The sequence below is a fragment of the Actinomadura nitritigenes genome (assembly GCF_017573545.1).
GTDB lineage: Bacteria > Actinomycetota > Actinomycetes > Streptosporangiales > Streptosporangiaceae > Spirillospora > Spirillospora nitritigenes.
In genome coordinates this window covers 148,935-159,706 of record NZ_JAGEOK010000010.1, presented here as the reverse complement: position 1 = coordinate 159,706, position 10,772 = coordinate 148,935, and the positions used below count along the sequence as shown (strand labels likewise).

Sequence of the window (10,772 nt, the reverse complement as noted above, 5' to 3'; positions counted from 1 at the left end):
CCGACCCGTTCCCGACCGGCGGACCGGCCGGGAACGGGTCACGGCCCCATCAGCTGGTTCACGCGGGTGCCCTCGGGCAGCGGGCGCAGGATCGTCCACAGCGTCCGGACGTGCGACTTCACCATCTTCCAGCTGCCGTCCTCGACGACGTACTCGTCGTCGTACTCCGCGGCCATGAGCAGCTCGGTGCCGTCCACCCGGTTCAGCTGCCTGAAGCGCAGGGACCAGGTGCCGGTCGCCGTGGAGTCGTCCAGCACGGTGATGACGGGGTGGAAGCCGTGGTGCATGTCGAGCACCGCGTACCCGCCGTCGACCTCGCGCAGCGCGATGTCGGTGAACACCCTGGTGAGCGCGTCCGCGTCCGTGAACGTGCCGAGCGAACCGTAGTCGATCGACGCGGGGCCCTTGGTGAAGCCGTCCCGGAACGCGACGGGGTCCTTGGCGTCGCACGCGCGCCAGTACCGGTGCTTGAGGGCCTTGATCGCCTCGATGCGCTCCAGGTCGGCCACCCGCTGCTCCAGGGAGCGGCCCCCTGCGTCGTCCGCCATGTCGAACCCCTCTCAGAGTGGATCGCGCAACGCTAACCGCGCGCGCCGGACGGCGCGGCGGGCGTTCCCGGCCAGCGGGAGCGCCCGCCCGCGGAACCGGGGTCGGGCGAGCCCGCCCGAAAAAGGAGTGGGCGGGACGGCGGCGGGCTGATAACGTACGCGACGCCGTGAAACCACGCGAGGAGGTGAGACCCATGAACGCTGTTCCGAAGTGGGTGCTCCCCTTCGCTCTCACGGTGGGCGACTGACGCAGGTGTCGCCGGGAGCGCCCCACCAAAGGCGATCCCGAAAGGCACCACCATGAATTCCTTGCGTTTCACCGCGGAGACCACGTCGGACGGCGTCGTCGAACGCGACTTCACCCTCGGCGACGTCACCGGCGTCCTCTGGGCGCCCGCCTCCGGCCCCGACCACGCACCGCTGGTGCTGATGGGCCACGGCGGCGGGCTGCACAAGAAGACGCCCGGCCTCGCGGCCCGCGCCCGGCACCTCGCCACCACCTGCGGTTACACCGTCGCCGCCATCGACGCCCCCGGGCACGGCGACCGGCCGCGCACGGCGGAGGACGAGCGGGCCCGCGCGGAGCTCCGGCAGGCGATGGCGGCGGGCGACCCGATCGGCCCGGTCAGCGCCCGGTACGGCGCGTCGCTCGCGAAGCAGGCCGTCCCGGAGTGGCGGGCGACGCTGGACGCCCTCCAGGACCTGCCGGAGATCGGCGCGGACGCCCCGGTCGCCTACGGCGGCGGCATCACGCTCGGCACCGCGATCGGGATTCCGCTGACGGCGGCCGACCCGAGGATCACCGCCGCGATCTTCGGCGGCGGGTTCGTCGTGTACGACGCCCTGCTCGACGCGGCCCGGCGGGTCACCGTCCCGGTCCTGTTCATGCTCCAGTGGGACGACGAGCACGTCGACCGGCAGGCCGCGCTCGGGCTGTTCGACGCCATCGGCTCGAAGGAGAAGACGATGCACGCCAACCTGGGCGGGCACGGCGGGGCCCCGGCGTTCGAGGACCCGGCCCCGTTCCTCACCCGGCATCTCGGCACGGCGGGCGCGCCGGCCTGATGCGGCGGGCCTGACCTCGAGCCGGCTCGAGGTCAGGCCCGGCGCCGTGCGCATCACCGGCCGCTCGGAGGGCATTGGTGAGGCACTCCCCCGAATCGGCCGGCGAGGTGGAACCGGGGGAAGGCCATGGCGGTGCGGCGGACGGCGGCCGGACGCCGGCCCGGCGCGCTCCTCGGCGCCGTCGCGATCCTCCTGGCCGCGTGCGGGCGGAGCGGCGCGTCGCAGGCGGGCGGCACGGTCCACCGGACGGTGCCGCTGGGCGGATCCGTCCAGGGCCGTCCGATCTCCGCGGTCGAGCTGGGAGATCCGCGCGCGGCGCGGCGGGTGCTCGTCGTCGGCTGCCTGCACGGCGACGAACCGGCCGGAGCGGCCGTGGCGGACGCCCTGGCCGCCGGGCCGCGCCCGGCGCACGCGGACCTCTGGATCGTCCCCGTGCTCAACCCGGACGGGATGGCGGCGGGGACGCGGGGCAACGCCCACGGCGTCGACCTCAACCGGAACTTCCCGTCCGGGTGGCGCCGGATCGGCGCGCAGGGATCGGCCCACCATCCCGGTGCGGCGCCGCTGTCGGAACCGGAGTCCGCGGCGGCCGCGCGCTTCGTGCGGCGCGTCCGGCCGACCGTGGCGATCTGGTTCCACCAGCACCTCGCCGTGGTCGACGGCTCCCAAGGCCCCAAGGACGTCGAGCGCCGCTTCGCCCGCGACGCCGGCCTTCCGCTGCGCTCCCTGCCCGACTATCCCGGGAGCGCGACCGGCTGGGAGAACACCATCGTCGGCGGCAGCGCGTTCGTGGTCGAACTCCCCGGCGGACGGCCCTCCCCGGAGGCCGTCCGCCGGTACGTGAGCGCCGTCCGGCGCGTCACGGGGAACTGACCGCGCCGGCTACCGGGTGACCATCCGGAGCAGGGCACGGCCCAGCTCCCGGACGGAGTCCTCGGCCTCGTGCAGAGCGCTCTGCAGGTCGTCGGCCTCGTCCTTCTCATCCGAGGCCGACTCCTCGTCGCGGGACTCGCCCTCGTCGCGGGACTCGCCCTCGTCACCCGACCGATCCTCGTCACGGGGCCGATCCTCGTCACGGGGGCGATCCGTGGACTCCCCGCCGCTCTCGGCGGCCTCCCCCGCGCCTTCGGAAGAGTCCTCGGGGCCTCCACCGGACTTCCCGGCGCCCTCGGCGGCCTTACCTGCGCCCTCGGCGGCCTTGCCGGCTCCTTCGGCGGCCTGGCCCGCGCCTTCGCCCGCGCTCTCCGCCGCCGCACCGGCCCCTTCGCCGACGCTGCCGGCGGCGTCGCCCGCTCCTTCGCCGACCTTGTCGACGGCACCACCGGCGCCCTTCCCGGCCTCCTTCGCCGCACTGCCAGCGCCCTCGCCGACCTCCTTCGCCGCACCACCGGCGCCCTCGCCGACCTCCTTCGCCGCACCGCCAGCGCCCTCTCCGACCTTGTCGACGGCACCTCCCGTGCCCTCGCCGACGTCCTTGACCGCGCCGCCGGTTCCCTCGCCGACCTTGTCGACGGCACCACCGGCGCCCTTCCCGACGTCCTTGACCGCGCCGCCGGTCCCCTCGCCGACCTTGTCGACGGCACCACCGGCGCCCTTCCCGACGTCCTTGACCGCGCCGCCGGTCCCCTCGCCGACCTTGTCGACGGCACCACCGGCGCCCTTCCCGACGTCCTTGACCGCACCGCCGGTCCCCTCGCCGACCTTGTCGACGGCACCACCGGCGCCCTTCCCGACGTCCTTGACCGCACCGCCGGCTCCTTCGCCGACGTCCTTCACAGCGCCCCCGGCGCCCTCGCCGACGTCCTCGACCGCGTGTCCGGCGCCCTTCCCGACGTCCTCGACGGCGCCCCGGGCGCCCCGGCCGACCTGGCCCACCGCCTCGCCGGTCCCGGACCCGACGTCGCGCGCGATGGCCTCCACGCCGCGGCCGAGGTGCTGGAGGATCTCCGGATTCCGGTCGAGGGTGGTCAGGACCCGGTCGACGATCTCGGCCACGTTGTCGAGCCGGACCTGGAGCAGCGCCTGCGCCGCGACGCCCTTGATCTCCAGCTTGACCCTGCCCAGGCCCACGTCCGCGCCGACGTTCAGCTTGAGCAGGTCGAGCACCTCGGCGACCAGCGAGACGTGCGCCTCCAGGTCGTTGACCTCCAGGGAGATCTCGTCCACCTTCAGTTCCGGGACGTTGAGGTAGACGTCCGGTCCCTCGGCGGACGGGCGCTCCGCCTCGGGCGGGACGATCCGCCCCGTCTTCTCCTGGATCTCGCCGGAGTCGCTCCGGTCGCGCTCCCGGTTCGTGACGTCCGTGTTGTCGGCCATCGCTCCTCCAAGCCGGGGATCGGGAACTGGGCGGTCAGTCCTCGTCCGCCTGCTTCTCTTCCTTCAGCGCTTCCTCGTGCGTCTTGACGACCTCGCCGTCGCGGATCTCGCCCCGCCAGCCCTCGATGTCGTCCCGCTGGAGCATCGTCCGCGTCATCATGTGGCGCTCGATGTGCTTGAAGTCCAGGCGGAGCCGGCGGCCCTGGGCGCGCCACAGGTTCGCGGTCTTCTCCAGGAAGCCGTCGGGGTGGTACTCGGCGACCAGCAGGATGCGGGTCAGGTCGGGCGACAGCTCGTGGAAGGTGACCGCGCCGTCGACGTAGCCCTTCGGCCCCTCCGACTTCCAGAGGATCCGCTCGTCGGGCACCTGCTCGACGATCGTGGACTCCCAGTCGCGATGGGACAGGAAGATCTTGGCGCGCCAGTTGAGCTTCTCGTCGGACTCCTGCTCGACCTTCTCGACCTTGCTGGTCATGCTGGGGAACTCGGCGAACTGCGTCCACTGGTCGTAGGCGACCCGCCGCGGCAGCCCCACGTCGAACTTCTCGACGATGTTGATGACCTTGGCCTCGTCCTCGCCGCCGCCCTTGCCGCCGCCGCCTCCGCCTCCGACGACGTTCTTGGCCGTCTCCTTGGCGCCGGTCATGCCCGCCTTGAGCCCGGCCTTGAGCGGGGACTTCCCTTCCTGCAGGCTCTCGACGCCGCTGGCCGCCATCTTCGCTTTGGCACCGCCCCCGCCGGAGTCCGCGAGCCGCTCGGCCATGTCCTTCACCGGACCGGTCGCGCTCTTGAGCGCCTTCACCATCAGCGCCTGGAGCAACTCCTGCCCGGCCTCCTTGAGCTTGTCGACGGGAAGCCCGTCCGTCGCGCCGTTGCCGGACTCGCGCTTGTCGGTGGTGCCAGTGTCGGAAGACTTGCTTCGAGCCATCGTCACCACTCCAGTTCTCGTCGTGACGCCGGTCATTGTCAGATGCCGGATTTAACCGGCTGCAAGGGGGTGCGCACGGCTATGTTCGCCACGTCGCCTCTGCCCCTTTTAGCGAACATAGCCCGTAGGACGCGAAACAACGTCCAGATATGCTCCGACCTGCGGAAACAACGATCTACGCGCGACCGGACCGGCCTCGCCCGGCCGTTCGGCGCGCGAAGTCGTCCGTTCGCCGCAGCGGGCCGTCCTGCGGCGTGTCGGCGCGGATTGAAACGGTTAAAAAGCGGGAGGTGAAAATCGTCGCGAGCCCGCGGCCGGCCCTGCGGTCGCGGCGGCGATCAGAGTCGCGTAGGAGAACCTCCTTGAACATGCACTACAAAACGGCAATAGCCGTCATGGCGGGCGTCATGGGCACCGGCGTCGCGACCGTGCCGGCCGCGCTGGCGGACGCGGGCCGGACGGGCCCCGACCGGGTCTCGGTCACGGCGACGACCGCCAGCGCCTACCCGAAGGGCCGGGTGACGTCCCACCACAGGCTCGCCATCCGGAGCAGGCCGACCACCCGTTCCGAGCGCCTGGGCTCGCTGCGCCCGGGGCAGATCGTCGACATCAAGTGCTGGGCGCGCGGCCAGTCCGTGAGGGGCGACCGCACCTGGTACCGGCTCGGCATCAGCACCCCGGAGTGGGTCGCCGGGCGCTACATCAGGATCATCAAGGGCCGGGTGCACCACTGCTAGGCCCCTCCGCCGCGTGCGGTGGGCCGGCAGCCCGGCCCACCGCACGCGGCGCCGCACAGGGCGGACGGCATGCGAAGTTTCCCGAGCCATGAATGGCCCCTGAAGGGGCTTCGGCGCGGCGTGGGCATCAATCACCGGTGAGCACACCGATGTACACGACGGACCGCGTCCCGGACGACCAGGAAGGCGTCACCACGCTGGGGGTCAGGGCCGGCCAGCCGGCGTCGAGCCCCGAGTCCGCCTTCACCAACCTCGAACGCGCGAGCGCCGACCTGCGGCCCGACGCGGTCCTGGGGGTGTGCCTTCTCGCCGTCCCGAACGTGGTGGGCCGCACCGACTTCACCACGACCGACGTCATGCGCATCCACACCGAGACCCAGTACATCGCGTACGGCACCTGCGTCCGGTTCGAGACCTGATGGGCGGACCGGCACCGGTGGGACGCCCGGGATGAACCGCGTTCGCCGCCAGGTCGCCGACCTCCACCCGGGCTACGCCGCGCTGGTGATGGCGACCGGGATCGTCTCGACGGGGCTGGAGGCGTTCGGCTGGGACGCGCTGTCCGACGCGCTGCTCGCCGTGGCGGTGGTCGCGCTGGTCGTGCTGGCGGCGGCGTACGTCTGGCGGGCGGTCGCCTACCCGCGGCGCCTGCTCGCCGACGCCCGGGACCCGGGCAAGGGCTTCGGGTACTTCTCGCTGGTGGCCGCTCCCAACGTGGTGGGGACCCGGCTGGCGCTCGACCACCACGTCCTGACGAGCACCGTGCTGGCGCTGGTGAGCGTCCCGATCTGGCTGGTGCTCACCTACGGCATCCCCGGCGCGCTGATCGTGGGCCACCGGGAGGATCCCGTCCTGCCCAGGATCAACGGGAGCTGGTTCATGTGGGTGGTGGGGACCCAGTCGCTCGCCGTCTCGGCGGCCACGGTGGCCGCCTCGAAGCACGGGTGGGCGAATGCCCTCGCACCGCTGGCGGTGGCGTTCTGGGGCATCGGGGTCGTCCTGTACCTGATGCTGGCAAGCCTGGTCACCGCCCGCCTGCTGGACGAGCCGGTCACGCCGCACGCGTTGAGCCCGACCTACTGGGTCTACATGGGAGCGACCGCCATCACCGTCCTCGCCGCGGCCAAGATCCTGGCGCTTCCCGGGAACCTGGCGATCCTGGGCTCGACCGGCCAGGTGGTGTCCGGGCTCGCGTTCCTGCTCTGGGCGTTCGGCACCTGGTGGATCCCCCTGCTGCTGTTCTTCGCGGTGTGGCGGCACCTGGTGCGCGGCGCCCCGGTGAGCTACGAGCCCACGCTGTGGAGCATGGTGTTCCCGCTCGGCATGTACGCGGCGGCGACCGCGGCCTACGGCCGGGCGCGCGGCCTGGGGTTCATGGTCGACATAGCGCGGGTCGAGGTGTGGGCCGGGTTCGCCGCCTGGCTGTCGGTGGCCGTCGCGATGGGCGCGGCGCTGCTCCGCCCTCCCGCGGCGGCACCGGAGGTGGGCGGACGGTGACAAGACCCGTAGCGGCATCGTCCCGCGGACGCCGCTCGCCGGCGCCCTGACGCCGGGCACGGCCGTACCCGGGCAATCGCGGGACCTTACGGTTTCGTCAGCGCGGCGCCCTTGTGCATGGCGATGTGGCCGGTCTTGTCGCTCTTGATCTCGTACTGGGGATCGTCCGGGCTGCACCGGCGCACATGCCCCTTGTACTCCACGTCCTCGGTGTGCTTCCCGACGATGACGCCCTCGACGTACCCGGCCTCGGAGTTCCATCTGACGTGGTCCCCGACGGAGAACTGCTCGGCCATTCCCCTGCCCCCTTCGCCTCGTACCGCGCCTGCCGCCTGACCGGTGGTGGATACCCGCGGACCAGCGGCCCTCACGCCCGGTCCCACCGGCGCGCCGCCCGGGGCGGATCCGCGCCGACGACGGCTCGCGCCGCGGAAACGATCATCTGGCGGCCACTCGCGCGTCACCGGCCGCGACGATCATGACCGCATGAGACGTCCCCTTCTCGCCGCGGCGCTGTCCGCCGCCGCGATGGCCGCGCTCGCCGCCCCGGCCACGGCCTCCGCGCACACGCCCTCCCTCCCCCTCGGTCCCTCCGGCCTGCACGAGCAGCGCGAGACGGAGCAGCTCGCGCCGGGGGTCGCGCTCACCTCGATCGTCCGCGGCGAGAGCTCGGCCGCCGACGCCTGGACGCTGCACGTCCGCCTGTCCGTGCCGGGCAACGCGTCCGCCGTGATCGCGCCCAAGGCGACCGCCGAGGACGCCGCGCGCCGCCTGGAGGCGGCCGGGCTGCACCCGCGGGTCGAGGCCGTGGACGGCCCGCGCTTCGCCGACGTGCCCGCCGGACGCGTCGGCTACGTCGTCCGGGTCGGCCGGTACGCGACGGAGGCCGACGCGAAGAAGGACCTCCCGGCCCTCACCGCCGCCGGGTTCTCGGCCGGCACGTCCTACACGGCCGAGGACGGGACGGCCGCGACCGGCCCGTGGCGCCTGCACGTGATCACCGTCGATCCCCGCCGGTTCGCGGGCCGCGTGGTCTCCTCCGTCGGCGGCACGCTCACCGCCACGGACAAGGTGTCGGACCTGGTGCGCGCGAGCGGCGCCGTCGCCGGCGTCAACGGCACCTACTTCACGTCCGCCGGCAAGGGCGGCTCGGCCGGGCTGCACGTGCTGAACGGCGAGCCGACCAGCGAGGCGAACAACGGCCGCACCGCGCTGATCCTGCCGCAGAGCGGGCGCGGCGTGCGGATCGCGCAGCTCGGCACCGACCTGCGCGTCCGCGCCCAGGACCGCGCGACCCGCGAGCTCGACGGCGTCGACCGGCTGCCGGGACTCGTGGACAACTGCGGCGGCGTCGGCGGCGACCAGCCGACCGAGCGCCCGCAGCACGACGTGACCTGCACCGACCCCGACGAGCTGGTGGCCTTCACTCCGGTGTACGGGGCGTCGAGCCCGGCCGGGACCGGCGCGGAGGCCGTCCTCGACGCGTCCGGCCGCGTGACGGAGTTCCGCGAGTCGCGGGGCACCGCGATCCCGGCGGGCGGCCGCACCGTCCAGGCGATCGGGACGGCCGCGGACTGGCTGCGCGCCCACGCCCGGCCCGGCACGCGGCTCGCGATCTCGGAGCGGGTGCTCGACCACGGCCGCCCCGTCCGCCTCGACTCCCGGACCTCGATCCTCGGGGCCGGCCCGCAGCTCGTGCGGGACGGCCGGGTCTGGGTCGACGCCTACGCCGACGGGCTCGTCCACACCGGCGACGACCAGTCGTTCTACTACAACTGGGTGCTGCGCCGTAACCCGCGCACGATGGTCGGGGTGGACCGGAACGGGCGGCTGATCATGGTCGCGGCGGACGGCCGCGCGCCCGGCTACAGCGAGGGCCTGTCCGTCGAGGAGGCCGCGAAGGTCATGCGGTCGCTCGGCGCGGTACAGGCCATGAACGTCGACGGCGGCGGCTCCACGACCATGGCCACGGCGGGCGGGGCCCTCGTCAACCGCCCGTCCGACGCCGCGGGCGAGCGCAGCGTCGGCGACGGGATCCTGCTCCTCCCCGGCCGCGGCTGACCGCCGCTCGCGCCCCGGATCGCCGAGCGCGCGGCGATCCGGGGCGCGAGCGATGACTCCGGCCGGTGCCGCCGGTAGATACCGGCGAGCACCGACCGAGAGGAACACCATCGTGAGCGTCATCGTCATCGAGTTCGTCACCCTCGACGGCATCGTGTCCGACCCGGACGGTTCCGGCGGCACGCCGGACGGCGGCTGGGCGTTCCGGCACGGCCGCGAGGCGGTCGCCGGGGACAAGTTCCGGCTCGGCTCCGTCCTCGACGACGGGGTCATGCTCCTGGGGCGACGGACCTGGGAGCTGTTCTCGCGGCTGTGGCCGGGCCGCGACGACCCGTTCGCCGCGCGGATGAACGCGGTCCCGAAGCTGGTGGCCTCCCGCACGCTCGCCGACGCCTCCGCGTGGGAGAACTCGCGGATCCTCCAGGGCGGCCTCGCCGAGGCCGTCCGCGGCGAGCGCCGCGACGTGGTCGTCACCGGCAGCCTGAGCGTCGTGCGCGCGCTGATGGCCGAGGACCTGGTCGACGAGTACCGGCTGCTGACCTTCCCGACCGTCCTCGGCACCGGCGAGCGCCTGTTCCCGGCCGGCGGGCCGCCCGTGCACCTGGAATGCCTGTCGGCCGAGCGGATCGGCGCCGCCGTCCTCTCGCGCTACGGGAGGGGGCCGGAGCGGTGACGGCGCCCTAGCGGCCACCACGTGAAACGGCGTTCGGCATCAGCGCCCGGGGTCAGGCGGGCCGTTCCACGCGCCGTCGGATCACCTGCATCAGGTCCGCGGCCCGCGCCTTGCGCCGCACGGCGACGGGACGCGTCAGGCTCGTTGAAGGCCATCGAGCAGTTGCTCCAGGAGGGCCCGGTCGGTGGGGTCGGCCGCGGTGCGCCGCGCCCGCGTGGTCATCGCCCGGCATTCCAGCAGGTCGGAGAGGAGGACCTTGGTGATGGTCACGGGGAGCCGCAGGCGCGCCGCGACCTCGGCGACCGATGTCGGGGCGCGGCAGCAGGCGAGCGCCTCGGCGTGCTCCGGGGCCGGCTCCGGGGGGCGCCGGCCGGTCGCCACCACCAGCGACAGCAGGTCGAGCCGGACGGCCGGGCGGGTGCGGCCGCCGGTCACCGTGTACAGGCGCACGAGCGGCCCGGCGGCGGCGTCGACCCAGATCTCCTCGCCGCCGGCCGTCATGGCGAGGAGGCTCGCTCGTCCGCCGCGGCCGCCGGACGCGCCGCGGTGTCCAGGAAGGGCCGCACCGCGCGGATCAGCCGGGCCATCTCGAAGCCGACCACGGACGGGTCGGCGTCCGCGCTCGCCATCACCGCGAGGACGGAGTTGAAGCCGGCCCAGGAGAGGAACAGCTGGCTCGACCGGAGTTCGGCGATGACCTGCCGGACCTCGTTGCTCCCGTCGAACCTGGTGCCGGCGCTCCGCGTGATGGAGAACAGGCTGGAGGCGAGCGCCGCCATCTGCTCCGCGCTGGTGCGGTCGAATCCGTGGGCCGCTTTCAGCATGCCGTCGGCGGACAGCAGCACGCTGCCGCGGATGGCCGGGACCTCGTCGCCCAGCCCCTGCAACAGCCAGGCGAGATCCTGCGGCTCGTTCGAGGACACGGTATTCAAGGGGACCTCCTCGTC

At 73.6% G+C, this 10,772-nt stretch carries 13 protein-coding genes; 7 read left to right on the top strand and 6 right to left on the bottom strand.

Going from position 1 to position 10,772, the window contains the following annotated elements; translation table 11 throughout:
- Nucleotides 1-38: 38 nt before the first annotated feature.
- Nucleotides 39-548: a nuclear transport factor 2 family protein gene (locus J4557_RS17280; protein WP_208267593.1), complete on the bottom strand. Its 510-nt coding sequence runs from the start codon at nucleotides 546-548 to the stop codon at nucleotides 39-41.
- A gap of 300 nt (nucleotides 549-848) precedes the next feature.
- On the opposite strand from J4557_RS17280, the gene J4557_RS17275 reads away from it, so the two are divergent.
- Both J4557_RS17275 and J4557_RS17270 read left to right on the top strand, forming a co-directional pair.
- On the top strand, nucleotides 849-1,613 hold the full coding sequence (locus J4557_RS17275; protein ID WP_243775903.1) for a dienelactone hydrolase family protein: 765 nt from the start codon (nucleotides 849-851) through the stop codon (nucleotides 1,611-1,613).
- A gap of 126 nt (nucleotides 1,614-1,739) precedes the next feature.
- The gene (locus J4557_RS17270; RefSeq protein ID WP_208267592.1) at nucleotides 1,740-2,486 is read left to right on the top strand and encodes a DUF2817 domain-containing protein; all 747 of its coding nucleotides are present in this window, start codon (nucleotides 1,740-1,742) and stop codon (nucleotides 2,484-2,486) included.
- Between the two features lie 9 nt (nucleotides 2,487-2,495).
- Here the strand turns inward: J4557_RS17270 and J4557_RS50935 are convergent, their stop codons facing one another.
- Both J4557_RS50935 and J4557_RS17260 read right to left on the bottom strand, forming a co-directional pair.
- The gene (locus tag J4557_RS50935) at nucleotides 2,496-3,929 is read right to left on the bottom strand and encodes a putative sodium/potassium/calcium exchanger (protein ID WP_208267590.1); all 1,434 of its coding nucleotides are present in this window, start codon (nucleotides 3,927-3,929) and stop codon (nucleotides 2,496-2,498) included.
- Between the two features lie 34 nt (nucleotides 3,930-3,963).
- Entirely contained in the window at nucleotides 3,964-4,857 is an 894-nt protein-coding gene (locus tag J4557_RS17260) for an SRPBCC family protein (protein ID WP_208267588.1), read from the bottom strand.
- Between the two features lie 368 nt (nucleotides 4,858-5,225).
- Between J4557_RS17260 and J4557_RS17255 the strand changes: the two genes are divergently transcribed.
- The 3 genes from J4557_RS17255 to J4557_RS17245 all read left to right on the top strand — a co-directional run bounded on the left by J4557_RS17255 (nucleotide 5,226) and on the right by J4557_RS17245 (nucleotide 7,091).
- Nucleotides 5,226-5,594: an SH3 domain-containing protein gene (locus J4557_RS17255; protein ID WP_208267586.1), complete on the top strand. Its 369-nt coding sequence runs from the start codon at nucleotides 5,226-5,228 to the stop codon at nucleotides 5,592-5,594.
- A gap of 137 nt (nucleotides 5,595-5,731) precedes the next feature.
- On the top strand, nucleotides 5,732-6,013 hold the full coding sequence (locus J4557_RS17250; protein WP_208267584.1) for a hypothetical protein: 282 nt from the start codon (nucleotides 5,732-5,734) through the stop codon (nucleotides 6,011-6,013).
- A gap of 31 nt (nucleotides 6,014-6,044) precedes the next feature.
- On the top strand, nucleotides 6,045-7,091 hold the full coding sequence (locus J4557_RS17245; RefSeq protein WP_208267583.1) for a tellurite resistance/C4-dicarboxylate transporter family protein: 1,047 nt from the start codon (nucleotides 6,045-6,047) through the stop codon (nucleotides 7,089-7,091).
- 86 nt (nucleotides 7,092-7,177) lie between these two features.
- Here the strand turns inward: J4557_RS17245 and J4557_RS17240 are convergent, their stop codons facing one another.
- The gene (locus tag J4557_RS17240; RefSeq protein WP_208267581.1) at nucleotides 7,178-7,387 is read right to left on the bottom strand and encodes a hypervirulence associated TUDOR domain-containing protein; all 210 of its coding nucleotides are present in this window, start codon (nucleotides 7,385-7,387) and stop codon (nucleotides 7,178-7,180) included.
- Nucleotides 7,388-7,577: 190 nt separating this feature from the next.
- Here J4557_RS17240 and J4557_RS17235 point away from each other — a divergent pair, with 190 nt between their 5' ends.
- Together J4557_RS17235 and J4557_RS17230 are read left to right on the top strand one after the other, a co-directional pair.
- Nucleotides 7,578-9,152, top strand: coding sequence for a phosphodiester glycosidase family protein (locus J4557_RS17235; RefSeq protein ID WP_208267580.1), 1,575 nt, complete (start codon nucleotides 7,578-7,580; stop codon nucleotides 9,150-9,152).
- 112 nt (nucleotides 9,153-9,264) lie between these two features.
- Nucleotides 9,265-9,825: a dihydrofolate reductase family protein gene (locus J4557_RS17230; protein ID WP_208267579.1), complete on the top strand. Its 561-nt coding sequence runs from the start codon at nucleotides 9,265-9,267 to the stop codon at nucleotides 9,823-9,825.
- A 135-nt stretch (nucleotides 9,826-9,960) separates the two neighbouring features.
- Here the strand turns inward: J4557_RS17230 and J4557_RS17225 are convergent, their stop codons facing one another.
- Nucleotides 9,961-10,326 (bottom strand): DUF742 domain-containing protein, encoded by a 366-nt coding sequence (locus J4557_RS17225; RefSeq protein ID WP_208267578.1) that lies wholly within the window; start codon nucleotides 10,324-10,326, stop codon nucleotides 9,961-9,963.
- A complete protein-coding gene (locus J4557_RS17220) occupies nucleotides 10,323-10,748 on the bottom strand; it encodes a roadblock/LC7 domain-containing protein (RefSeq protein WP_307799940.1) in 426 nt (141 codons plus the stop codon). Before J4557_RS17220 ends, J4557_RS17225 begins: the two co-directional genes overlap by 4 nt.
- Nucleotides 10,749-10,772: the final 24 nt, after the last annotated feature.